The following is a 23,149-nucleotide window of genomic DNA, read 5'->3' on the forward strand; positions in this document are numbered from 1 at the left end:
AGCCAATCCGACGAGAAGGTAAAGAACAACCTTCCCGCCGGCTCGTCTTATGCTTTTCGCCCCTGACCAAGGCGCTTCCGCTTTTCTATTAAGGAGTGACAAAATATGTCTGAAGAAAAAATTTATGACGTCATTATTGCCGGTGCTGGCCCTGCGGGGATGACAGCGGCTGTTTATACATCTCGTGCAAACCTTTCGACACTGATGATTGAGCGCGGGATGCCGGGCGGGCAAATGGCCAATACCGAGGACGTTGAAAATTATCCAGGCTTTGAAAGTATTTTAGGTCCGGATTTATCAACAAAGATGTTCGAACATGCAAAAAAGTTTGGCGCAGAATACGCTTATGGTGATATCAAGGAAATCATTGATCATGGTGACTATAAAATTGTCGTTGCTGGATCAAAACAATATAAAGCGTACGCGGTTATCATTACAACGGGTGCAGAGTATAAGAAAATTGGTGTTCCAGGTGAAAAAGAACTGGGCGGCCGCGGTGTATCCTATTGTGCTGTTTGTGATGGGGCCTTCTTTAAAGGAAAAGAGCTTTATGTGATTGGCGGCGGGGACTCTGCCGTTGAAGAAGGGGTTTATTTAACCCGTTTCGCTTCCAAAGTAACTATCGTTCATCGCCGTGCTGAGCTTCGTGCTCAAAAAATTCTTCAAGACCGAGCTTTTGCTAATGAGAAAGTGGATTTTATTTGGAATCACACGATTAAGTCGATTAATGACAAAGATGGTAAAGTTGGAAGTGTGACATTGGTTTCCACAGAAAATGGCGAAGAGCAAGTATTACCGGCTGACGGAGTCTTTATTTATATCGGCATGGTGCCATTATCGAAACCATTTACAAGCCTAGGAATTACCAATGAAAATGGCTATATCGAAACAAATGACCGCATGGAAACGAAGGTACCGGGAATTTATGCAGCTGGTGATATTCGGGAAAAAACGTTACGCCAGATTGTGACTGCAACGGGAGATGGCAGTATTGCCGCTCAAAGTGCCCAGCATTTTGTTGAGGAGCTTAAAGAAGAATTAAAACAAAAAAGCAGAAGCTAAAAAATCTTCCATTGTTTTTTACAAAAACGTAACTCTGTTTTAATTCTCTTGTAACAGTAGTGAAATATTGTTAGGGTATGATAAAAGTAGTAATTGACCCCCTTTAAAAAATATATTCCTTTCATGCACAGGCCCGTAGCCTGTGCTATTTTTTTAGGCAGATCTGCTCATAAGTATATTTATAAAAAGTATGTTAGCAATAGTGACTAACTATAATAATAATTACAGAAATATCAAATTTGTATTCATTGTGACTGTATCCTAAAAATAGTATAATAAAAAGAATGAATTTAAAGTTATAGAGGGTTCTTTTGTATTTCGAGTAAACTTTGAAAGGGTCCTTTTTCAAAAAGGACAAGCGAATGCTTTTTCGAAGACTGCTAAAAACATATATGCTTTATTAAGAGGGTGAATGTTGTGCAGCGTGTCACCAATTGTGTATTGATAAGAGACGAAAAAATATTGTTGCTGCAAAAACCACGCCGCGGCTGGTGGGTTGCTCCTGGTGGGAAAATGGAGCCGGGCGAATCGGTTCGAGACTCCTGCATCAGGGAATATCGTGAAGAAACGGGAATCTATTTGAAAAATCCACAACTAAAAGGGATTTTTACAATGATTATGAAGGAAAACGACCAGCTTCTTTCCGAGTGGATGATGTTTACGTTTGTAGCAACTGATGCGGACGGCATCGATTTAGACGAATCCGAAGAAGGTAAGCTTGAATGGCAAATGATTGATCAATTGAAAAATTTGCCAATGGCTGCTGGCGATTATCATATTCTTGATTATATGATTCATGGAAAAGGAATTATTTACGGTACTTTTACTTATACAAAAGACTTTCAACTAATCAGTTATCGATTAGATCCAAGCTAACTAATAGGGGGAATTAATAATGAGTACCGGTGCTGCAAGTGACATTCAAATGGTGATTATTACAGGAATGTCTGGTGCAGGAAAAACTGTAGCCATTCAAAGTTTTGAAGATTTAGGTTTCTTCTGTGTCGATAATCTGCCTCCAACATTGCTTCCAAAATTCCTCGAACTTATGAAGGAATCCGGGAATAAGATGAATAAAGTTGCCCTTGTTATGGACCTGCGAGGAAGAGAATTCTTTGATCATCTATTTAAAGCATTGGATGAACTGGCAGAAACTTCATGGGTGGCCCCGCAGATCTTATTTTTAGATGCGGATGATTCAACATTAGTGCGCAGATATAAAGAGACAAGGCGGTCGCATCCGTTAGCACCGACAGGCCTGCCACTTGAAGGAATTACGCTTGAGCGTGAACTTCTTGAAGAACTTAAAGGCAGGGCTCAATTGATTTACAATACTTCCCAGATGAAACCGCGGGAACTTCGTGAGAAAATATTAACGGAATTTACGGCGAATAAACAATCACTCTTTACTGTCAATGTCATGTCATTTGGCTTTAAGTATGGAATTCCTATTGATGCGGACCTTGTGTTTGATGTGCGTTTCTTACCAAATCCACATTATATCGAGCATATGAGACCTAAAACGGGGCTTGATGAGGATGTTTCCAGTTATGTATTAAAGTGGAATGAAACGCATAAGTTTTTGGAAAAAGTAACCGACCTGCTTTCTTTTATGCTGCCTCATTATAAAAGAGAAGGAAAAGCGCAATTAGTGATTGCGATTGGCTGTACAGGCGGACAGCACCGTTCAGTGACGCTTGCTGAACATCTGGGTAAATTTTTCCAACAAGACTATAAGACATGTATATCCCATCGTGACATTGAGAGGAGAAAGGAAAAAACAACATGAGCATTTACGGACAGCCTCGAATTGTCGTCATTGGCGGGGGAACAGGATTGCCAGTTTTATTGCGTGGATTAAAACAGTTTCCTGTGGATATTACCGCCATTGTGACAGTCGCGGATGACGGCGGCAGTTCAGGACGCTTGCGTGAAGACTTGCATATTCCACCTCCTGGAGATATTCGCAATGTGTTAGCATCCTTATCAGATGTCGAACCGCTCGTTGAAGAAATGTTTCAACATCGGTTTAAAACATCGAATGAGCTTTCCGGACACTCGCTTGGAAATTTAATCTTGGCGGCAATGACCTCAATCACGGGTAATTTTGTCCACGCGATTCAGGAAATGAGTAAGATCTTAAATGTTCATGGTAAAGTCCTGCCTGCAGCAAATCAGAGTGTCGTCCTTCATGCTGAAATGGAAGATGGAACGATTGTCTCAGGGGAATCAAAAATTCCATACTCGGGTAAGAGAATTAAAAAAGTGTTTATGACGCCGGAAAATATTCGTCCCTTACCAGAGACGATTCAAGCCATCCGTCAGGCTGATTTAATCATCATTGGGCCAGGGAGCCTATATACAAGTATTCTGCCAAACCTGCTCGTTCCAAGAATCGGGGATGAGTTGTGCCGGTCACACGCTAAAAAGGTGTATATTTGTAATTTGATGACCCAGGCTGGGGAAACCCATGGCTTTACTGCGAGTGATCATGTAAAGGCCTTATATGATCATATGAGCTGTGCTTTTATTAATACGATTCTTGTAAATAATGAAGAGATACCACAGGATATTCAGCTCCGATATAATGAAGAACTGGCTGACCCTGTTCTATATGATCTGCCGCGCCTATTTGAATTAGGACTAGAAGTTGTTCATGCGGACATCGCTTATCAGGAAAATGGTGCGCTAAGACATGATCCGAAAAAGGTTGCAGAAATTTTATATAATTTGCTTTTAATTGAAACCAAAAAGCGTTATGAAACGTAAATATAGTACTTACTAAAAACGCTTTGTTTTTTAAGGGGGGTGAAGGGATGTCTTTCGCTTCGGAAACGAAAAAAGAATTAACTAACTTGGAAGTGAAAACGTGCTGCATTCAAGCGGAACTATCCGCTTTAATCCGGATGAATGGTTCCCTTTCATTCTCAAATCGTAAGTTAGTTGTTGATATTCAAACCGAAAATGCTGCGATTGCCAGAAGAATCTACACATTATTAAAAAAGAGTTACGATGTCCAGGTAGAATTACTTGTTCGGAAAAAGATGCGTCTGAAAAAGAACAACGTCTATATTGTCCGATTATCCCATCAGGCTAAAGAAATTCTCGAGGATACAAAAATTATTGGTGAGGGTTTTACCATCATCCATGATATCTCACCAGAGCTTGTAAAAAAGAAATGTTGTAAGCGTTCTTATCTACGCGGTGCATTTCTAGCTGGCGGTTCCGTCAATAACCCGGAAACATCTTCGTATCATTTGGAAATTTTTTCGCTCTATAAAGAACATAATGACTCTTTATGCGAATTGATGAATACATTTGGACTAAATAGCAAAACTCTCGAGCGCAAAAAAGGGTATATCACCTATTTAAAAGAAGCGGAAAAGATTACCGAGTTTTTAAATGTTGCAGGTGCCCATAACGCCCTTCTTCGCTTCGAAGACGTAAGAATTGTTCGAGATATGCGGAATTCAGTCAATCGTCTCGTAAACTGTGAGACCGCCAACCTTAATAAAACGATCGGTGCCTCTATTCGGCAGGTCGAGAATATCCGCTATATCAATGCAACGGTCGGGCTGCAAATTTTACCAGAAAAGTTGAGAGAAATTGCAGAACTCCGTTTGAATTATACAGACGTGACCCTTAAGGAATTGGGGGAAATGGTTTCCGGTGGTGCGATCAGTAAATCAGGGATTAATCATCGCTTGAGAAAAATTGATGCGATTGCTGAGAAATTGCGCGCAGGGGATATGGTGACTCGAGAGTAGATTATCCTATTGTACAATAACATAGGTATAAGATAACATGTGAAAGACATAACATGTATCGAGTGAAGACTAACCTGAAGATAATAATTATGTACAAAGCTCCAAGAAAAATAGAGTAAAAAACAATGAGGAGGAATTGTGTAATGTTAGTGAAACAAGTGGAAGTAAAATTAAAAACGGGTCTTCAAGCACGACCTGCGGCTCTTTTTGTTCAGGAAGCCAACCGATTTTCTGCGGATATTTTCCTAGAGAAGGATGGCAAGAAAGTAAATGCAAAGAGCATAATGGGCTTAATGAGCTTGGCTGTTGGCTCAGGTGTCATGATTGATATAGTAGCAGATGGCGATGATGAAGCATCTGCTATTGAAGCATTAGCTGATTTTATCCAAAAAGAACATTGATCTGAAAGAGGACCGGAGCCAATTGGAACCGGCCTTTTTTGGTTTTTAGCAAAAAAAACAACCGGCTAGATGCCGATTGCTTCCTTGTACTTATTTATTTTTATTTTTCTCATCTTCGATTAAATTACGAGTGATGATATGGTCGATTAAACCGTATTCTTTTGCACGTTCTGCTGTCATGAAGTTGTCGCGGTCTGTATCTTTGCTGATTACTTCAAGCGACTGTCCAGTCCGTTCGGCTAAAATTCCATTTAATTTTTCGCGAAGGAAAAGGATACGCTTTGCTGCAATTTCGATTTCAGTTGCTTGTCCTTGTGCACCGCCTAGTGGCTGGTGAATCATGACTTCAGCATTTGGAAGTGCATAACGCTTGCCTTTTTCACCTGCTGCTAGCAAGAAGGCACCCATGGATGCGGCCATACCGATACAAATAGTTTGTACCTTTGGTTTGATGAATTGCATGGTATCAAAAATAGCCATACCTGCGGTGATGCTGCCGCCTGGGCTGTTGATATATAAAGAAATATCTTTTTCAGGGTTATCCGCTTCAAGGAATAATAATTGTGCTACAATGCTGTTCGCCACATGGTCATCAATCGCACTACCAAGCATAATAATCCGGTCTTTTAACAGACGGGAATAAATGTCATAAGCACGCTCGCCCCGGTTTGTTTGTTCAATAACTGTAGGGATCAAATTCATTTTTCTTCCTCCTTTGATTGTAAAGATAAAAGTAATATGTATAGTTATCATACACTGATGGTCAATAAAGGTCAAACAATACCTCTTTAAAAATGTTCGACAACTTTCCCTAATTCAGCATAACCATTCCTGACTATTTTAAACAATTCTTTGCTTGCAATGTGAAGGAACCTGGCATATAATATGTAAGTCGCTAATATTTGCGCTCGTGGTGCAACGGATAGCACGTAAGCCTCCGAAGCTTAAAATGTGAGTTCGATTCTCGCCGAGCGCATCATGAAAACCCCCTGTTTTTTTAAAACAGGGGGTTTTTTATTTTGAAAAAAGGTTTCGATTTTCCAATAAAAGGTTAATTGCACAAAACATGCTCGAAATGGCACAAAACCTTTCAAAAATGGCACATAAAACGGAAAATCGGCACAAAACCACCGGAAATCGGCACAAAACCAAAACTTCATCCAAAAACCACTTAGCTTTTATTCCTCAAAAAGGCTTTCTTCCATCCTCGAATATCATTTTCTAATACCCGAAATTCCCTCTATCGTGTAAAATAGTAAACAGGGGGGATACGAATGAACTTGAAGGCCGGTTTATGGCAGCAGCAAACATTAAAATTGGCGATGACACAGGAGCTATCGCAGGCCATTGCATTGTTGCAGTACTCTGCCCATGAGTTAACTGCTTTTTTAGAAGATAAGGCACTTGAAAATCCCCTTTTGCAGGTTGAAAATGGCAATATCAAGCCAATGAATCCGCTCATTGACCGTAATCGTCGCAAACACCAAAAAGCGGAAAAGGACTGGATTGATCAAATTGCTGACAAACCATTTTCGCTTGAAGATTATTTACTGTCTCAAATAAAAATAACGAACCTAACGGTGGAACAATTAAGTGTGATACGCCATCTTATCCAAAATTTAGATGAAAACGGTTACTTTATTGGGAACCTTAGCGAAATCGCCAAAAACCTAAGTGTAATGGAAGATTCAGTTGAAGAATGCTTGGCCATTATCCAAACACTGGAGCCAGCAGGCATCGGGGCAAGAAACCTTCAAGAGTGCCTATTGATGCAAATATATTATCTAAATCCAGATAACGAACTCGCGCAAAAAATAATTGGCGATCATTTCATTCCATTCGCCGAAAAGAAGTGGAAGAAAATTGCTAAAGAACTGAAGGTAACCCTTAAGGATATACAAGATGTATACGATCAAATTCAAACATTGAATCCTAAGCCTGGGGCCATTTTAGGAAAAGAAGCAACCACGTATATTATCCCAGATGCAATCGTTGAGCAATCAAGCGAGGGACTAACCGTACGGATGTCTGATGAATCGCTGCCAAGGATTAGCCTCAATGAGCAGTATTATCATAAATTCAAAGACCAAGACCAACAGGTAAGCCGCTTTCTACAAGATAAACTCCAGGATTACCAGTGGATCCAAAAAAGCATTGAACAGCGTAAAGAGACGTTGACAAGGGTTGTAGCAAAAATCATTGAAAAACAGGCTTCATTTTTCCAAAAAGGGTCACAATACTTAGTGCCGTTGACGATGAAGGAAGTTGCTGGAGAACTTGATATCCATGAATCCACCGTCAGCCGAGCAGTCCGGGAAAAGTATGTGCAAACACCGATTGGGACGTTCGCGTTGAAAACATTTTTTACAAGTACCATACAAACCGTTTCGGATGATGAAAATACATCTTCCACACAGGTAAAGAAGAAAATTGCGACATTAATAGAAAAAGAGAATAAACAAAAACCGCTATCTGATCAAGAAATTGTCGAACATTTAAAAATAGAGGAAGGTATGGTGGTTTCAAGAAGGACGATCGCTAAGTACCGGGATCAATTGGGAATTCCCTCCTCTTCGAAAAGAAAAAGGTTTGAATGAAAGGAACAAAAACGATGGAGCAAACAACAATCACATTATATACAAGGAAAAGCTGCCCCCTATGTGACAAGGCAAAGTCTACACTTCTAGAGATAAACAAAGACTCGGAGTTTGCCTTAGAAGAAATTGATATTGAATCCAGTGATGAATTAACCGAACAATATGGTTTAATGATTCCAGTTGTTTATATTGACGGAGTAGAAGCAGGATTCGGTGTAATTAACAAATTTGACATAAGTAACCGTTTGCATGAAAAAAAAGCCAATTTTAATAGTTGAAATAGATTTTCACTCCTGTTACAATAAAAAACGTAGCAGGGGTGATTTTTTTTGAATGTAGTGGGACATAATTTGTCTATGGTGGACATTTTGAGACCAACTACATATAATAAAGGAGCATGAGATTCATGCAGTCATTAATCGATATCCAAAAAAGATTATTACCCGACCTCCTGCAGGTCCTACAGAAGAGATATTCTATCCTAAGGTACATTGGTTTTATGCAGCCGGTAGGAAGACGGAGTTTAGCAGTCAGTCTCGGGTATACCGAAAGAGTCCTTCGCGGTGAAGTTGATTTCCTAAGGGAGCAAAATTTAATCTACACGAATAATGTGGGAATGAGTTTAACACCTGAAGGGAAAAATTTGCTTGAAGACTTGGAAGGCTTTATGCGTGAGTTAAAGGGTATTGATGTGATGGAGTTGGAATTGAAGCACAAGCTCGGCATTAAAAAGGTCGTCATTGTACCTGGCGATAGTGATGAATCGCCCATGGTAAAAGGTGAGCTTGGCAAGGCAAGTGCTATTTGCATGAAAAAGCTTCTCAGCGGAAAAAATATCATTGCTGTAACTGGCGGTTCAACGATGGCTGCTATCGCAGAAAGACTATCACCAGAGCTTACCCAAAAGGAATTACTGTTTGTACCAGCAAGAGGCGGAGTAGGCGAGGATGTTCAGAATCAGGCAAATACGATTTGTTCGATTATGTCCAGAAACACCCAATCCAAACATCGAGTGTTCTATGTTCCTGATCAGGTCAGTACAGATATCTACGAATCGCTTATCAGAGAACCTGACATTCATGAAGTATTAAAACTAATTAAATCAGCTAGCATGGTTCTTCATGGAATTGGAGATGCTATCACAATGGCTGAACGGCGAAAAACCAACCCTGAGATTCTAAGTATGCTTGAAAGCAGCAAGGCTGTGGGTGAAGCTTTTGGCTATTATTTTAATGAACAAGGCGAAATTGTTCACAAGGTATTAACGATTGGCCTGCAGTTAGAAGATCTGGTTGGCATTCCAAATGTCATCGCGGTTGCAGGCGGGAGTTCCAAGGCTAAGGCCATCAAGGCATACTTAAAACAAGCACCAGCATCGACGATTTTAATCACAGATGAAGGTGCAGCGAGAAAGTTATTAAAAGGGTAAATCCTTTTTAAAATAAAAAACATCCTTACCCAATTAAAGGAGGAAATTTATCATGTCAGTAAAAGTTGGTATTAATGGATTTGGACGTATCGGTCGTAACGTATTTCGTGCGGCTTTAGGAAATAGCAATGTGGAAATCGTTGCAATTAATGACTTAACTGATGCAAATATGCTTGCACATCTTCTAAAATATGACACTGTTCACGGGACTCTACAAGAAGATGTTACTGTTGATGGCGAATACCTAGTAGTTGGCGGACACAAAGTGAAAGTTATTGCAGAACGCGATCCAGCACAATTAGGCTGGGGCGATCTTGGCGTGGACGTAGTAGTTGAATCAACTGGCCGTTTCACAAAGCGTGAGGATGCTGCGAAACATCTTGAAGCAGGTGCGAAAAAAGTAATCATTTCTGCTCCAGCAGATAACGAAGATATCACAATCGTAATGGGTGTTAACGAAGATCAATATGATGCAAATAACCACCACGTATTATCTAATGCTTCTTGTACTACAAACTGTCTTGCACCGTTTGCGAAAGTATTGAATGATACATTCGGAATCAAACGCGGTATGATGACAACGATTCACTCTTATACAAATGACCAACAAATCCTTGACTTACCACACAAGGATTACCGTCGTGCACGTGCAGCAGCTGAGAACATGATCCCAACTTCAACTGGTGCTGCCAAAGCAGTTGCTCTTGTTCTACCAGAACTTAAGGGTAAATTGAATGGTATGGCAATGCGTGTTCCAACTCCAAACGTTTCAATCGTTGATTTAGTTATGGAGTTAGAAAAAGACGTAACAGCTGAAGACGTTAACGCAGCATTAAAAACAGCTGCTGAAGGTCCATTAAAAGGAATTTTAGCTTACAGCGAACTTCCATTGGTTTCTACTGACTATAACGGAAGCACTGCTTCTTCTACAATTGATGCATTATCAACAATGGTTCTTGAAGGCAATATGGTAAAAGTATTATCATGGTACGATAACGAAGTTGGCTACTCTAGCCGCGTTGTAGACCTTGTTGACTACCTTGCACAAAAAGGACTTTAATATATCGGAACGGACGATGATTGGTTGTCAATCATAAGAAGTTGAACATTACAAAGGTTTTCCAAAGGGGAGCGGGGAGTATATGCCCCCCTCCCCTTTTTTTACTGATTTTAGATAATTCATTTTCTTCATACCAAACTTTCGGAGGTCCTTTATGAATAAGAAAACTCTCAAAGATGTCGATGTAAAAGGTAAACGCGTATTTTGCCGAGTGGATTTTAACGTTCCTATGCAGGATGGTGCAATTACGGACGACACGCGGATCCGTGCGGCATTGCCAACGATTCAATACTTAGTAGAACAAGGTGCGAAGGTGATTTTAGCCAGCCACTTCGGCCGTCCAAAAGGAAAAGTAGTCGAAGAAATGCGCTTAACTCCAGCCGGTGTCAGATTATCTGAACTGCTTGGTAAAGACGTGAAGAAGGCAGATGAAGCTTATGGTGATTCTGTAAAAGCGTTGATAGAGACAATGACGGAAGGCGATGTCCTACTGCTTGAAAATGTCCGTTTCTACCCTGGCGAGGAAAAGAATGATCCTGAGTTGGCGAAATCTTTTGCAGAATTAGCTGATGTTTATGTAAACGATGCCTTTGGTGCTGCACACCGTGCCCATGCTTCAACTGAAGGTATTGCTCATATTCTGCCAGCTGTTTCAGGTCTTTTGATGGAAAAAGAACTCGATGTACTTGGTAAAGCACTTTCTAATCCGGAACGCCCATTTACAGCGATTATCGGTGGAGCCAAAGTAAAGGACAAGATTGGTGTTATTGAAAATCTTTTAGAATTAGTCGATAACTTAATTATTGGCGGCGGTCTTGCTTATACATTTATCAAAGCACAGGGCCATGAAGTGGGTAAATCACTTCTTGAAGCAGACAAAATTGATCTTGCAAAATCGTTTATTGAAAAAGCTAAGGCAAAGGGTGTTAATTTCTATATGCCTGTAGATGCTGTCGTTGCAGATGATTTCTCTGCAGACGCTAATTCCAAAGTAGTTGCGATTGAGGAAATTCCTGCTGATTGGGAAGCACTTGATATTGGACCGAAAACAGCTGAGATCTATCGTGACGTCATTCAAAAATCAAAACTAGTAATTTGGAATGGACCAATGGGTGTATTTGAAATTGATAAATTTGCTGGCGGCACAAAAGCCGTTGCCGAAGCACTTGCTGAAGCAGAAGGTACATATTCAGTTATTGGCGGCGGAGACTCAGCAGCAGCTGTTGAAAAATTCAATTTAGCAGACAAAATGAGCCACATCTCCACAGGGGGCGGCGCTTCCCTTGAATTTATTGAAGGTAAAGCACTCCCAGGTGTAGTTGCGCTGAACGATAAATAAGTTTAAAACATGAAAGGATGTGCCAGTATGCGTAAACCAATTATTGCAGGTAACTGGAAAATGAACAAAACACTTTCTGAAGCAAAAAGCTTTGCAGAGGAAGTAAAAGGACTTGTACCTGCTCCAGAAAAAATGGAATCCGTTATTTGTGCGCCTGCTTTATTTTTACAAAGTCTTGTCGAAGCCACACAAGGCAGCAATGTGAAAATTGGAGCTCAAAACATGCACTTTGAAGAAAGCGGAGCATTTACAGGTGAAATCAGCCCGAAAGCACTTGCTGACCTTGAAGTTCAATATGTCATTATCGGACACTCAGAACGCCGGGAAATGTTCAATGAAACAGATGAATCTGTAAACAAGAAAGCTCTTGCAGCCTTTAAATATAATTTAACTCCGATCGTATGCTGTGGTGAAACACTAGAACAGCGTGAAAATGGTGAAACTAACCAATTAGTTGGAGACCAAGTTGCGAAAGCATTAACTGGTTTAACTGATGATCAAGTTAAGCAAACGGTTATTGCCTACGAACCGATTTGGGCGATTGGAACTGGTAAATCTTCCACTTCAGCTGATGCAAATGAAGTTTGTGCCCATATCCGTCAAGTAGTTGCACAACAATTCTCGCAAGACGTTGCCGATGCGGTAAGAATTCAATATGGCGGCAGTGTCAAACCAGAAAATATTAAAGAATACATGGCACAACCAGATATCGATGGTGCATTAGTAGGTGGAGCCAGCCTTGAAGCACAATCCTTTTTACAATTACTGGAGGAAGGCAGCTATGAGTAAATCTCCAGTTGCTCTCATCATCCTTGATGGTTTTGGATGCAGGGGCGAAACAAAAGGGAATGCAGTCGCACAATCGAAAAAGCCTAATTTTGATCGGTTTTGGAGCGAGTATCCACATTCTCATTTAACAGCTTCTGGTGAGGCAGTCGGTCTGCCACAAGGTCAAATGGGTAACTCAGAGGTTGGTCACTTGAACATTGGTGCCGGTCGAATTGTTTACCAAAGCTTAACACGAGTGAACATTGCCATTCGTGAAGGTGAATTTGAAAAAAATGAAACCTTTACAGGTGCGATGGAGCACGTGAAGAAAAACGGCACAGCCCTTCATTTATTCGGATTATTGTCAGACGGCGGTGTTCACAGCCATATTCAACATATGTTTGCTCTGCTGAAACTGGCAAAAGAAGAAGGCGTCGAAAAGGTATACGTGCATGCATTCCTTGACGGCCGCGATGTCGGTCAGAAAACAGCAGCTAAATTTATTCAACAGACACTGGATAAAATGAAGGAATACGGTGTGGGTGAATTTGCTACGATTTCAGGGAGATACTACTCTATGGACCGTGATAAGCGCTGGGAACGTGTCGAGAAATCTTACCGTTCCATGGTTTATGGTGATGGCCCTACCTATACGAATCCATTAGAAGTGGTTGAGGATTCTTATTCTCATGGAATTTTTGACGAATTCGTCATTCCATCTGTCATCACTAAAGAAGATGGCCAGCCGGTTGCAACGATTCAGGACAATGATGCTGTTATTTTCTATAACTTCCGTCCGGACCGGGCAATTCAGATTTCTAATACATTTACAAATGAAGACTTCCGCTCCTTTGACCGCGGGCCGAAGCATCCGAAAGATTTATTCTTCGTGTGCTTAACCCATTTCAGTGAATCAGTGGATGGATATGTTGCCTTTAAACCGACGAACTTAGACAACACCCTTGGTGAAGTCTTATCGCAAAATAATATGAAGCAATTAAGAATTGCCGAAACCGAGAAATACCCGCATGTCACGTTCTTTATGAGCGGTGGACGTGAAGAGAAGTTCCCTGGCGAAGAGCGGATTTTAATCAACTCTCCGAAGGTGGCAACCTATGATCTTCAACCTGAAATGAGTGCTTACGAAGTGACTGACGCACTCCTTAAAGAAATTCAGGCGGACAAGTTTGATGCCATTTTACTGAACTTCGCGAATCCAGACATGGTAGGGCATTCAGGTATGCTTGAGCCAACAATTAAAGCAATTGAAACTGTCGATGAGTGTCTTGGAAAAATCGTTGATTTGATTCTTGAAAAAGGCGGATCTGTGATTATCACCGCTGACCATGGGAATGCTGATGAAGTAATCACACCTGAAGGCGATCCAATGACAGCACATACGACAAATCCAGTGCCGGTAATTGTGACAAAACAAGGAATTCAATTGCGTGACGGTGGAATCCTTGGGGATTTAGCGCCAACTATGTTAGACTTATTAGGTCTTGAAAAGCCAGCCGAAATGACTGGGACATCATTAATAAAGTAAACGAAAAAACAATTTAATTTTTAAGGAGAGATTTTTAAATGCCATTTATTGCAGACGTATACGCTCGTGAAGTATTAGATTCCCGTGGTAACCCTACTGTTGAAGTTGAAGTATTTACTGAATCAGGTGCCTTTGGCCGCGCAATGGTTCCAAGTGGTGCTTCCACTGGTGAATATGAAGCCGTTGAACTACGTGACGGAGACAAAGAACGTTACCTTGGTAAAGGTGTTCTAAAAGCAGTGGACAACGTAAACGAAATTATCGCTCCACATCTTGTTGGCGAAGAATTCAGCGTTCTTGACCAAGTTTCTGTTGACCAAGCTTTAATCGAACTTGATGGAACTGATAACAAAGGTAAACTAGGTGCAAACGCAATCCTAGGTGTATCTATGGCGGTTGCGCATGCAGCAGCAAATTACTTAGATATTCCTTTATATCAATACCTTGGCGGTTTCAATTCAAAGCAGCTTCCAGTGCCAATGATGAACATCGTTAACGGCGGAGAGCATGCTGATAACAACGTAGATATTCAAGAATTCATGATTATGCCTGTTGGTGCTCCAAACTTTAAAGAAGCGCTTCGTATGGGTGCAGAAATTTTCCATACGTTAAAATCTGTTCTTAAAGGCAAAGGTCTTAACACAGCAGTTGGTGACGAAGGTGGTTTCGCTCCAAACCTAGGATCAAATGAAGAAGCTCTTCAAACCATTGTTGAAGCAATCGAAAAAGCTGGCTACAAGCCAGGTGAAGAAGTTATGCTTGCTATGGATGCTGCATCTTCTGAGTTTTACAACAAGGAAGATGGAAAATACCATCTTGCTGGCGAAGGTGTTGTGAAGACTTCTGCAGAAATGGTTGATTGGTACGAAGAACTTTCATCTAAATACCCAATTGTTTCAATCGAAGACGGTTTAGATGAAAATGACTGGGAAGGTCACAAGCTATTAACTGAACGCCTTGGTAAAAAAGTTCAATTAGTTGGTGATGATTTATTTGTTACCAATACACGTAAACTTGCAGAGGGTATTGAAAAAGGAATCGGTAACTCCATCCTGATCAAAGTTAACCAAATTGGTACCCTTACTGAAACATTTGATGCGATTGAAATGGCAAAACGTGCTGGGTACACTGCTGTTATCTCCCACCGTTCTGGTGAAACAGAAGACAACACCATTGCTGACATCGCTGTTGCTACAAATGCTGGTCAAATCAAGACTGGTGCGCCATCTCGTACTGACCGTGTCGCAAAATACAACCAATTGCTTCGCATTGAAGACCAATTAGGTGAAACAGCTCAATACTTAGGGAAGAAAACATTCTATAACCTAAGCAAATAATTTTTCACGATATCAAAGGCGCACATTTTCGGATGTGTGCCTTTTTAATCATTCCATAAGACACAATAACGACTATTGTTTTAAGCGATGAAATATGATAGATTTAATATACTGTGAATTGTACGTCTAACAGGAGGTGGCCTTTATGCATACATTAGTTGTAATCTTATTAGTAATTGTAAGTATCGGACTTATTGGTGTTGTTATACTTCAATCAGGTAAAAGCGCTGGATTATCAGGTGCCATTTCAGGTGGTGCTGAATCACTTTTCGGCAAGCAAAAAGCAAGAGGACTTGACTTGATTCTACATCGTATTACGATTGTATTAGCAGTATTATTTATCCTGCTTTCTATCGCAGTAACTTACTTTAAAATCTAATTATTTACACTCAAACCTGGCCTCAAGCGCCAGGTTTTTTGTTTGGTTAATTAAAATAAATACCGACTAGATAAGCGTTTTTCTGGAATGTTCATCATTGCTTTGTTAAAACTAAACTATATGAATTGAAATTAAGGGAGTTTTTATCATGAAAGTTGCTACACCTAAGCCATTTACTTTTGCAGGAGGAAAAAGAGCAGTTCTTCTGTTACACGGCTTTACCGGAAATTCAGCGGATGTTCGTATGCTAGGACGTTTTTTAGAAAAAAAAGGCTATACTTGTCATGCTCCACACTATAAGGGTCATGGAGTTCCACCCGAAGAGCTTGTTCACACAGGACCAACTGATTGGTGGCAGGACGTACTAAAAGGCTATGAATTTTTAAAAAATAAAGGCCACTTAGAAATTGCCGTAGCGGGATTGTCTCTTGGTGGCGTATTTTCCTTGAAATTGGGATACACTGTACCTATAAAAGCCATTATACCGATGTGCGCACCGATGCATATAAAAAGCGAAGAGGTCATGTACGAAGGAATTCTTGATTATGCTCGTGAATTTAAAAAACGTGAAGGAAAAACAGACGAGCAAATCGAAATGGAAATGAATGAGTTTAAGAAAACACCAATGAAAACGTTAAAGGCATTACAGGCATTAATCGCAGATGTACGCGAAAATGTGGATATGATTTATGCGCCCACGTTTGTCGTTCAGGCACGTCATGACAAAATGATAAACACAGAAAGTGCCAACATTATTTACAATGAAATCGAATCAGTTGTGAAGGAACTGAAATGGTATGAAGAATCCGGTCATGTGATCACGCTCGACAAAGAACGGGAACAATTGCATGAGGATGTCTATACCTTTTTAGAAAAGCTCGACTGGCGCGATTAACAAAGCACCCACAAAGGAGGATTAGTTTGGAAGATAATATACAAAAGCATATTGATAAGGTTTTACAATATATGAAGGATGAAGCATACAAACCATTAACCGTTCAGGAACTTGAAACAGCCTTTGGCATCCAGGATTCTAGTGATTTTAAGGAGTTTGTGAAAGCACTCGTGCAAATGGAGGAAAAGGGCTTAGTTGTCAGGACGCGAAGCAACCGTTACGGACTTCCGGAGAAAATGAACTTAATCCGCGGAAAGCTCATCGGTCATGCCAAAGGATTTGCCTTTGTGGCACCAGATGAGCCAGGGATGGATGATATTTTTATCCCGCCAAATGAAACCAACACAGCCATGCATGGTGATATCGTTTTAGCGCGTGTTTCCTCTGAAAGCGCTGGGCAGCGCCGGGAAGGAAGTATTATCCGCATCATTGAACGCGGTGTGCAGCAAATTGTCGGAACGTATGTAGAAAGCAAAAGCTTTGGCTTTGTCATTCCGGATGATAAAAAATTTGCGAGTGATATTTTTATTCCAAAGGCAGCGTCCAAAGGGGCAGTCGAGGGACATAAAGTTGTTGTTAAGCTGGTTACGTATCCAGAGGGGCGAAAAAGTGCAGAGGGCGAAGTCATTACCATTCTCGGACACAAAAACGACCCGGGTGTGGACATCCTGTCAGTCATACATAAGCACGGCTTACCAATGGCCTTCCCAGACGAGGTGTTAAAACAAGCCAACGAGGTGCCTGACACCATTGATGAAAGTGAATTGGCCAATCGCCGCGATCTTCGAAATGAAACGATTGTCACAATTGATGGGGCCGATGCTAAAGACCTTGATGATGCGGTAACTGTGACAAGGCTTGAGAACGGCAACTATAAGCTTGGCGTCCATATCGCAGACGTTAGCTATTATGTAAAAGAAGGCACGCCAATTGACCTGGAAGCGGAAGAACGGGCTACGAGTGTGTATTTAGTCGACCGAGTCATCCCGATGATTCCCCATCGTTTATCGAATGGAATCTGTTCCTTAAATCCGAAGGTAGACCGCTTGGTCCTATCCTGCGAAATGGAAATTACCTCAGAGGGAGCCGTTGTTTCGCATGAAATTTTTCAAAGTGTGATTAAGACAACCGAACGGATGACCTATCATGCTGTAAATATGATTCTTGCTGAACATGATGAAGAAACGCGAGCTAGATACGAACCGCTTGTGCCCATGTTCGAAATGATGGAAGAGCTGGCCGCTATCTTACGAAACAAACGGATGAAGCGGGGAGCGATCGACTTTGATTTTAAGGAATCAAAGGTCCTAGTTGATGAAGATGGAAAGCCGACCGATGTCGTGCTTCGTGAGCGCTCGGTGGCTGAAAAATTAATTGAAGAGTTTATGCTTGCTGCCAATGAAACAGTGGCAGAGCATTTTCACTGGATGGAAGTTCCGTTTATTTACCGAATACACGAGGATCCGAAGGAAGATAAACTACGTAGATTTTTCGAGTTTATCACCAATTTCGGGTACATTGTAAAAGGGACTGCTAATGATGTCCATCCAAAGGCCCTTCAGGAAATCATTGAAGAGGTTCAAGGAAAGCCAGAGGAAATGGTTGTTTCGAAGGTTATGCTTCGCTCGATGCAGCAGGCCAAATATGATCCAGAAAGTCTTGGACATTTTGGTTTATCAACAGAGTTCTATACCCATTTCACCTCGCCGATTCGTCGTTATCCGGATACAATTGTTCATCGTTTAATCCGGACCTACTTAATCGAAGGAAAGCTTGATTCAACCACGCAGGAAAAATGGAATGCACGCTTACCTGAAATTGCCGATCATTCTTCAAAAATGGAGCGACGCTCGGTGGATGCCGAGAGAGAAACGGACGATTTGAAGAAAGCAGAGTACATGGCTGACAAAATTGGTGAGGAGTATGATGGAATTATCAGCTCCGTGACCAATTTTGGAATGTTTGTTGAACTTCCAAATACGATTGAAGGCCTTGTCCATGTTAGTTACATGACCGATGATTATTATCGATATGACGAGCGTCATCTTGCCATGATTGGTGAGCGAACCGGAAATGTGTTCCGAATTGGTGATGAAATTACAATTCGGGTTGTAAAAGTAAATAAAGATGAGCGTGCGATTGATTTTGAAATTGTGGGCATGAAAGGTACACCTCGTCGCGAACGGTCGGAAACGCCAAAGGTTTTCAGTACGGGCAGCGATACCAAGAAGCCGCGGAGGAATAAACAGCAAGGCGGCGGCGGTCGTAGTCAAGGCGGCAATTCCAATGCCAAATCTGAAGGCGGCAGCGGTCAAAGTAATAAAGCGAAGAAGAAACGTAAATTTTATGATAATGTGCCAAAAAACAAAAGTACGAAGCGAAAAAATAAATGAACATTGTAAGGGGGCCTTTATAAGGCTCCTTTTCATTGTCCTATCAAGTGCGTTCTGTTAAAATAAATCCAAAGAATGAGGTGAAAAAGATGCCAAAAGGTGAAGGAAAAGTGGTTGCCCAAAACAAAAAGGCTTACCATGACTATTTTATTGAAGAAACCTACGAAGCTGGAATTGTCTTGCAGGGAACAGAAATCAAATCGATTCGGGCCGGAAAAGTAAATCTAAAGGATTCCTATGCACGGATCCAAAATGGAGAAGCCATTCTATTCGGGATGCACGTCAGCCCCTATGAGCAAGGAAATCGTTTTAACCACGACCCATTAAGAACACGGACACTGCTTTTACATAAACGCGAAATTAGTAAATTAATCGGAGAAACCAAAGAAGCGGGATATTCGCTTGTTCCATTAAAGCTCTATTTGAAGAATGGTTTTTGCAAAGTGTTAATTGGGCTTGCGAAAGGTAAGAAGAATTATGATAAGCGCGAATCCTTAAAGCAAAAAGAAGCCAAGCGTGAAATTGAACGTGCCTTCCGTGATCGCCAAAAGATGTAATATGGTTGGTCGTCTGCTAGACTGGAAATTATTTTACAGATACTTACAATTGAAAAATCCCTACAGTGTGTTATAATAAGTTTGTCGCTAAGTTAGCGATGAGATACTTTGCTCAAAGAACATTGTTGAGCATCCTAACGTCTACAGCTTTAATCTTTCATTAGATTGCAGCTCCTTTTATATATGGGGACGCTACGGATTCGACAGGGGTAGTTTGAGCTTAGGTCGCGAGTCGAGGGGATCGGCCTCGTTAAAACGTCAAAGCCATAACTGGCAAAACTAACAACAACCTCGCTTTCGCAGCTTAATACTGCATAGCGGTTCCTCCCTCCATTGCCCATGTGGTAGGGTAAGGGACTCACTCTAAGTGGGCTACGCCGGATTCCACCGCCTGAGGATGAAGGAAGAGAACAACCAGGCTAGCTGACCGGACGCCGGTCGATAGGCAGAAGAATCAGCGAAACACCAATATATCGACTACACTCGTAGAAGCTTAAGTGGCGATATCTTTGGACGTGGGTTCGACTCCCACCGTCTCCACTACATAGTGGAAAAAAAGGCCAGCATATTTGCTGGTCTTTTTTTATATCTGAAAAAAGCTATCCTTTCTTTCATTCAAAATGAAAAGGAAGGGTAGCTTTTTGTCTTATGCTGACATCATTTTAATGATTGATGTTGTTCATATTCATATTTGCATTCATGCTCATATTGTTAGTTTGTGGCATTCCTTGTGCCGGGGCGAAGGAATTTAGCAGTTGAGTCATATCCTGCTGAGCTAGTTGCGGTACTTGATAGTAATGATTTTTATTTTGATAAATCGAGATTTCATAGGCCATTTCAATGCAATTCGGAACAGAGTCAGCTAGTACACGGCGGACAACAGGATTTGTAACTTCTAGAGCTGCCATTGTCTTCATCGATGCACCTGATTTTACACACCCAAGCATCATGCTGGAAAGGCACTCATCGGTAAGCTCAGAAACGGATTGTAGCGGCTTTTTCGGCTGAGCTGGTTTTAACCCATAAACAAAATCATTCCCTTGGTTCATTTTATAACTTTGTGTCCGTTTGGAAGGATCCTGCCCCGTTGTGAAGCATTCTAAAGTGATGTTATATTCATCCTGCATAAATTGATATTGACGATCCAGAATATCAAGTAATTCTGGGTCTTTTACGTGTTGGCGTAACATCATGTACTGATCTAATGTCCCAATTGCTCCTGATAGCACCTCGTGGACATCGAACACTTCATGGCCGCCGTGATTTAACTGTGGCGGTACATTTCCTGTGTGCATATTTTGGTGCATTTGTCCCTGTAGATTTTGCATCATTTTTTATCTCCTCCTAAAGGTATTGGTATAACCTTTGTTATTATGTTTCAAGGAAGAAGAGTTATTCCCAAAAAAGCGTCAAAATAGAGGCCATGTGATTTTTTCAAAAGGGAATTTAATTACAGCCAAATAGGTATTAAATGCATCCACTAATGTCAATAATGAGAAGTAGTTGAAATCCGGGGGTGCACACTGTGAAAGAGGAATTAAAGATTTTTTATCAAATTTTTACGACAACCAAAGATGCGATTGAAAAATTTATGAATATGTTGGATCCGGTCATTCAGAACGCCACCGATGACCATGAACGGCTTTATTATCATCATATTTATGAAGAAGAGGAACAGCGCCTTTCTCGTTTAGTTGAGCTCATTCCGCTTATCAGTAAATTTGAAAAGGAAAAGGATGAGAAAGATTTTGCGCCGACGAATAATGAATTTAATCGGCTCTTGCAAGAGTTGAACCTCGAAAAATTCGGGTTACATAATTTTGTGGAACATCTTGATTTAGCCTTATTTCGCTTTACCGATGAAGAACGCAGCACAATGCTGAACCAATTACGGGTGGTCTCCTATCAAGATTATCAGCAGGTAAAAGCGATGCTATTGGAGATTAATAAACGTTTTGATAATGACTACATAGACCCGCATGCCCATCATGATCACGACCATGACCACTTAGACCGGTCAGTTACAACATCGGCTGCTGTCCCAGTCGTGTCTTCAGCTAAATATAAAAAGGGGTTTACTGTTGGGAGCTTAATTTAGTCGGTACTTACATAAGTAAATAGACTCAAACTCATACGATTTATGATGCTTGGCGGAATAAGTTGAGAACTTGGCGGAATCCCGAACAAGTTTGGCGGAATTCTTCCAAAGTTTGGCGGAATCCTCGCTCAAATCGGCGGAATCCATACCTATAAAACCAACCACAAAATAAATACAAAAAGAAGAGAGGATCGAAACATGAACAAAACGCAATTATTTCCGGATTCACCGATAACAGACCAAGAATTCGCCCAATTAGACAAAACTGTCATCGAAACAGCACGTAGACAGTTGATAGGCCGGCGTTTTATCGAACTATATGGCCCCCTCGGACGAGGTATGCAAAGCATCTCAAATGACATCTTTATCGAAAACCAAGAAGCGAAAATGGACTTTCAGGGATCCTTTGATACCACATTCGAAACAAGTAAACGGGTAAACCATACAATTCCGTTACTCTACAAGGATTTCATCCTATATTGGCGAGATATAGAACAAACCAAGGTACTCGATATTCCAATTGATTTCTCACCAGCTGCTAATGCTGCTCGAGACGTCGCTAATCTGGAAGACCAGATGATTTTTCACGGGGCAAAAGAATTTGATATCCCAGGAATAATGAATGTCCAAGGACGGCTGACGCACTTGATTGGAGAATGGTATGAATCAGGAACCGCTTTTCAGGATATTGTCGATGCAAGGAATAAACTGCTCGAAATGAACCACCATGGACCGTTTGCACTTGTCCTAGCACCAGAGCTTTATTCGCTAATACATCGTGTTCATAAAGATACCAATGTCTTAGAGATTGAACATATTCGTGAGCTTGTGACAGATGGCGTGTTCCAATCACCAGTTTTAAAAGGGAAAACGGGAGTGATCCTTAATACAGGCCGAAATAACTTGGATCTTGCCGTATCAGAGGATTTTGATACAGCCTACATGGGCCAGGAAGGGATGAATCACCCTTTCCGTGTATATGAAACCGTAGTATTAAGAATCAAACGTCCTGGGGCAATTTGCACACTAGAGGCAATAGGGGATTAACGAGTGAACAAACGAGTTTTTACGGTTGGCTCACTCATTCCGGGTTCATTGGGGCCTGTTCTGAACCCACCTTCAAGTACCCTTTTTGAAAAAGAAGAACCTAAACAGCAATCCGATACGATTAGGGAAGAACCTCACTCTGAAAAAATAATCGTGCTCCAAGGCGAGAATAGGTTCGAAATTGCCCCTGTTAAAGGGAAATTGCTTGATGCCGCTCTAAAACAAGGAAAGCCCATCAAATATAAATGCCAAAAAGGAACCTGTGGTCAATGTACGGTTCAGGTCCTGCAATCCCCAGGACTATCGAAGCCCAACCAACTAGAGCATAAAAAGCTTGGGAATGAAGTAAACAACGGCTATCGATTGGCCTGCCAAGCAGTTATTCAATAAAAAACGAGGTCCACATTAAAGTCAAAGGGTTCGGTTTTGAGGTGCATTCTTACTAAACGACATAAGAAATGGCGTGTGAATTGG

At 41.1% G+C, this 23,149-nt stretch carries 23 protein-coding genes, 1 tRNA gene and 1 other RNA gene; 23 read left to right on the forward strand and 2 right to left on the reverse strand.

Features of this window, described 5'->3' with window-relative positions:
• Nucleotides 1-105 precede the first annotated feature (105 nt).
• The 6 genes from trxB to J7E77_RS15610 all read left to right on the forward strand — a co-directional run bounded on the left by trxB (nucleotide 106) and on the right by J7E77_RS15610 (nucleotide 5,230).
• Nucleotides 106-1,062 (forward strand): thioredoxin-disulfide reductase, encoded by a 957-nt coding sequence (gene trxB, locus J7E77_RS15585; protein WP_088089560.1) that lies wholly within the window; start codon nucleotides 106-108, stop codon nucleotides 1,060-1,062.
• 417 nt (nucleotides 1,063-1,479) lie between these two features.
• A complete protein-coding gene (locus J7E77_RS15590) occupies nucleotides 1,480-1,938 on the forward strand; it encodes an NUDIX hydrolase (protein ID WP_088089559.1) in 459 nt (152 codons plus the stop codon).
• 19 nt (nucleotides 1,939-1,957) lie between these two features.
• Nucleotides 1,958-2,851, forward strand: a complete 894-nt coding sequence (rapZ, locus tag J7E77_RS15595; RefSeq protein WP_088089558.1) for an RNase adapter RapZ — start codon at nucleotides 1,958-1,960, stop codon at nucleotides 2,849-2,851.
• A complete protein-coding gene (locus tag J7E77_RS15600) occupies nucleotides 2,848-3,831 on the forward strand; it encodes a gluconeogenesis factor YvcK family protein (RefSeq protein WP_214715560.1) in 984 nt (327 codons plus the stop codon). The genes rapZ and J7E77_RS15600 overlap by 4 nt, the downstream gene beginning before the upstream one ends.
• 47 nt (nucleotides 3,832-3,878) lie before the next feature.
• Nucleotides 3,879-4,829 carry a DNA-binding protein WhiA gene (gene whiA, locus J7E77_RS15605; RefSeq protein WP_214715561.1) on the forward strand — a complete coding sequence of 317 codons (951 nt, stop codon included), beginning with the start codon at nucleotides 3,879-3,881 and terminating at the stop codon, nucleotides 4,827-4,829.
• 143 nt (nucleotides 4,830-4,972) lie between these two features.
• Nucleotides 4,973-5,230 carry an HPr family phosphocarrier protein gene (locus J7E77_RS15610; protein ID WP_066258757.1) on the forward strand — a complete coding sequence of 86 codons (258 nt, stop codon included), beginning with the start codon at nucleotides 4,973-4,975 and terminating at the stop codon, nucleotides 5,228-5,230.
• A gap of 90 nt (nucleotides 5,231-5,320) precedes the next feature.
• Here J7E77_RS15610 and clpP read toward each other — a convergent pair whose 3' ends face one another.
• Nucleotides 5,321-5,932 (reverse strand): ATP-dependent Clp endopeptidase proteolytic subunit ClpP, encoded by a 612-nt coding sequence (gene clpP, locus J7E77_RS15615; protein WP_088089556.1) that lies wholly within the window; start codon nucleotides 5,930-5,932, stop codon nucleotides 5,321-5,323.
• A 202-nt stretch (nucleotides 5,933-6,134) separates the two neighbouring features.
• On the opposite strand from clpP, the gene J7E77_RS15620 reads away from it, so the two are divergent.
• From J7E77_RS15620 to ssrA, 14 genes are all read left to right on the forward strand, one after another.
• Nucleotides 6,135-6,206, forward strand: a tRNA-Arg gene (locus J7E77_RS15620).
• 298 nt (nucleotides 6,207-6,504) lie between these two features.
• On the forward strand, nucleotides 6,505-7,827 hold the full coding sequence (gene rpoN, locus J7E77_RS15625; protein ID WP_214715562.1) for an RNA polymerase factor sigma-54: 1,323 nt from the start codon (nucleotides 6,505-6,507) through the stop codon (nucleotides 7,825-7,827).
• Between the two features lie 14 nt (nucleotides 7,828-7,841).
• Nucleotides 7,842-8,105: a glutaredoxin family protein gene (locus J7E77_RS15630; RefSeq protein WP_214715563.1), complete on the forward strand. Its 264-nt coding sequence runs from the start codon at nucleotides 7,842-7,844 to the stop codon at nucleotides 8,103-8,105.
• A gap of 128 nt (nucleotides 8,106-8,233) precedes the next feature.
• Entirely contained in the window at nucleotides 8,234-9,256 is a 1,023-nt protein-coding gene (locus tag J7E77_RS15635; protein ID WP_214715565.1) for a sugar-binding transcriptional regulator, read from the forward strand.
• 52 nt (nucleotides 9,257-9,308) lie between these two features.
• Complete coding sequence (gap, locus tag J7E77_RS15640; protein WP_214715566.1) at nucleotides 9,309-10,316, forward strand: type I glyceraldehyde-3-phosphate dehydrogenase; 1,008 nt, start codon at nucleotides 9,309-9,311, stop codon at nucleotides 10,314-10,316.
• A 154-nt stretch (nucleotides 10,317-10,470) separates the two neighbouring features.
• Nucleotides 10,471-11,655, forward strand: coding sequence for a phosphoglycerate kinase (locus tag J7E77_RS15645; RefSeq protein WP_214715567.1), 1,185 nt, complete (start codon nucleotides 10,471-10,473; stop codon nucleotides 11,653-11,655).
• 27 nt (nucleotides 11,656-11,682) lie between these two features.
• On the forward strand, nucleotides 11,683-12,444 hold the full coding sequence (gene tpiA / locus J7E77_RS15650; RefSeq protein WP_214715568.1) for a triose-phosphate isomerase: 762 nt from the start codon (nucleotides 11,683-11,685) through the stop codon (nucleotides 12,442-12,444).
• Nucleotides 12,437-13,969 (forward strand): 2,3-bisphosphoglycerate-independent phosphoglycerate mutase, encoded by a 1,533-nt coding sequence (gene gpmI / locus J7E77_RS15655; protein ID WP_214715569.1) that lies wholly within the window; start codon nucleotides 12,437-12,439, stop codon nucleotides 13,967-13,969. Before tpiA ends, gpmI begins: the two co-directional genes overlap by 8 nt.
• A 38-nt stretch (nucleotides 13,970-14,007) precedes the next feature.
• Nucleotides 14,008-15,306 carry a phosphopyruvate hydratase gene (eno, locus tag J7E77_RS15660; RefSeq protein ID WP_168245645.1) on the forward strand — a complete coding sequence of 433 codons (1,299 nt, stop codon included), beginning with the start codon at nucleotides 14,008-14,010 and terminating at the stop codon, nucleotides 15,304-15,306.
• A 145-nt stretch (nucleotides 15,307-15,451) separates the two neighbouring features.
• Complete coding sequence (secG, locus tag J7E77_RS15665; RefSeq protein WP_088089548.1) at nucleotides 15,452-15,685, forward strand: preprotein translocase subunit SecG; 234 nt, start codon at nucleotides 15,452-15,454, stop codon at nucleotides 15,683-15,685.
• Nucleotides 15,686-15,833: 148 nt separating this feature from the next.
• Nucleotides 15,834-16,580, forward strand: a complete 747-nt coding sequence (locus tag J7E77_RS15670) for an alpha/beta hydrolase (RefSeq protein WP_214715570.1) — start codon at nucleotides 15,834-15,836, stop codon at nucleotides 16,578-16,580.
• Between the two features lie 71 nt (nucleotides 16,581-16,651).
• Nucleotides 16,652-18,973: a ribonuclease R gene (gene rnr / locus J7E77_RS15675; RefSeq protein WP_374102981.1), complete on the forward strand. Its 2,322-nt coding sequence runs from the start codon at nucleotides 16,652-16,654 to the stop codon at nucleotides 18,971-18,973.
• An 89-nt stretch (nucleotides 18,974-19,062) separates the two neighbouring features.
• Nucleotides 19,063-19,530 (forward strand): SsrA-binding protein SmpB, encoded by a 468-nt coding sequence (gene smpB / locus J7E77_RS15680; protein WP_088089545.1) that lies wholly within the window; start codon nucleotides 19,063-19,065, stop codon nucleotides 19,528-19,530.
• Nucleotides 19,531-19,715: 185 nt separating this feature from the next.
• Nucleotides 19,716-20,073, forward strand: a transfer-messenger RNA (tmRNA) gene (ssrA, locus tag J7E77_RS15685).
• Nucleotides 20,074-20,192: 119 nt separating this feature from the next.
• Here ssrA and J7E77_RS15690 read toward each other — a convergent pair.
• Nucleotides 20,193-20,858: a spore coat protein gene (locus tag J7E77_RS15690; RefSeq protein ID WP_214715645.1), complete on the reverse strand. Its 666-nt coding sequence runs from the start codon at nucleotides 20,856-20,858 to the stop codon at nucleotides 20,193-20,195.
• Between the two features lie 197 nt (nucleotides 20,859-21,055).
• Between J7E77_RS15690 and J7E77_RS15695 the strand changes: the two genes are divergently transcribed.
• From J7E77_RS15695 to J7E77_RS31190, 3 genes are all read left to right on the forward strand, one after another.
• Entirely contained in the window at nucleotides 21,056-21,628 is a 573-nt protein-coding gene (locus J7E77_RS15695) for an IMEF encapsulin system ferritin-like cargo protein (RefSeq protein WP_214715573.1), read from the forward strand.
• A gap of 198 nt (nucleotides 21,629-21,826) precedes the next feature.
• On the forward strand, nucleotides 21,827-22,675 hold the full coding sequence (locus J7E77_RS15700; RefSeq protein WP_214715575.1) for a family 1 encapsulin nanocompartment shell protein: 849 nt from the start codon (nucleotides 21,827-21,829) through the stop codon (nucleotides 22,673-22,675).
• Nucleotides 22,676-22,678: 3 nt separating this feature from the next.
• A complete protein-coding gene (locus tag J7E77_RS31190; protein ID WP_214715576.1) occupies nucleotides 22,679-23,065 on the forward strand; it encodes a 2Fe-2S iron-sulfur cluster-binding protein in 387 nt (128 codons plus the stop codon).
• Nucleotides 23,066-23,149: the final 84 nt, after the last annotated feature.

This window comes from Bacillus sp. ISL-77, assembly GCF_018613105.1.

What these genes read in the sequence shown, in the direction of transcription:
- J7E77_RS15670 (WP_214715570.1), top strand. Translation starts at nt 15,834, where the DNA reads ATGAAAGTTGCTACACCTAAGCCATTTACTTTTGCAGGAGGAAAAAGA.
- rpoN (WP_214715562.1), top strand. Translation starts at nt 6,505, where the DNA reads ATGAACTTGAAGGCCGGTTTATGGCAGCAGCAAACATTAAAATTGGCG.
- J7E77_RS15635 (WP_214715565.1), top strand. Translation starts at nt 8,234, where the DNA reads ATGCAGTCATTAATCGATATCCAAAAAAGATTATTACCCGACCTCCTG.
- J7E77_RS15610 (WP_066258757.1), top strand. Translation starts at nt 4,973, where the DNA reads ATGTTAGTGAAACAAGTGGAAGTAAAATTAAAAACGGGTCTTCAAGCA.
- rnr (WP_374102981.1), top strand. Translation starts at nt 16,652, where the DNA reads ATGAAGGATGAAGCATACAAACCATTAACCGTTCAGGAACTTGAAACA.
- clpP (WP_088089556.1), bottom strand. Translation starts at nt 5,932, where the DNA reads ATGAATTTGATCCCTACAGTTATTGAACAAACAAACCGGGGCGAGCGT.
- trxB (WP_088089560.1), top strand. Translation starts at nt 106, where the DNA reads ATGTCTGAAGAAAAAATTTATGACGTCATTATTGCCGGTGCTGGCCCT.
- whiA (WP_214715561.1), top strand. Translation starts at nt 3,879, where the DNA reads ATGTCTTTCGCTTCGGAAACGAAAAAAGAATTAACTAACTTGGAAGTG.
- J7E77_RS15700 (WP_214715575.1), top strand. Translation starts at nt 21,827, where the DNA reads ATGAACAAAACGCAATTATTTCCGGATTCACCGATAACAGACCAAGAA.
- J7E77_RS15630 (WP_214715563.1), top strand. Translation starts at nt 7,842, where the DNA reads ATGGAGCAAACAACAATCACATTATATACAAGGAAAAGCTGCCCCCTA.
- rapZ (WP_088089558.1), top strand. Translation starts at nt 1,958, where the DNA reads ATGAGTACCGGTGCTGCAAGTGACATTCAAATGGTGATTATTACAGGA.
- J7E77_RS15690 (WP_214715645.1), bottom strand. Translation starts at nt 20,858, where the DNA reads ATGCAAAATCTACAGGGACAAATGCACCAAAATATGCACACAGGAAAT.
- gpmI (WP_214715569.1), top strand. Translation starts at nt 12,437, where the DNA reads ATGAGTAAATCTCCAGTTGCTCTCATCATCCTTGATGGTTTTGGATGC.
- tpiA (WP_214715568.1), top strand. Translation starts at nt 11,683, where the DNA reads ATGCGTAAACCAATTATTGCAGGTAACTGGAAAATGAACAAAACACTT.
- eno (WP_168245645.1), top strand. Translation starts at nt 14,008, where the DNA reads ATGCCATTTATTGCAGACGTATACGCTCGTGAAGTATTAGATTCCCGT.
- gap (WP_214715566.1), top strand. Translation starts at nt 9,309, where the DNA reads ATGTCAGTAAAAGTTGGTATTAATGGATTTGGACGTATCGGTCGTAAC.
- J7E77_RS15600 (WP_214715560.1), top strand. Translation starts at nt 2,848, where the DNA reads ATGAGCATTTACGGACAGCCTCGAATTGTCGTCATTGGCGGGGGAACA.
- J7E77_RS15645 (WP_214715567.1), top strand. Translation starts at nt 10,471, where the DNA reads ATGAATAAGAAAACTCTCAAAGATGTCGATGTAAAAGGTAAACGCGTA.
- smpB (WP_088089545.1), top strand. Translation starts at nt 19,063, where the DNA reads ATGCCAAAAGGTGAAGGAAAAGTGGTTGCCCAAAACAAAAAGGCTTAC.
- secG (WP_088089548.1), top strand. Translation starts at nt 15,452, where the DNA reads ATGCATACATTAGTTGTAATCTTATTAGTAATTGTAAGTATCGGACTT.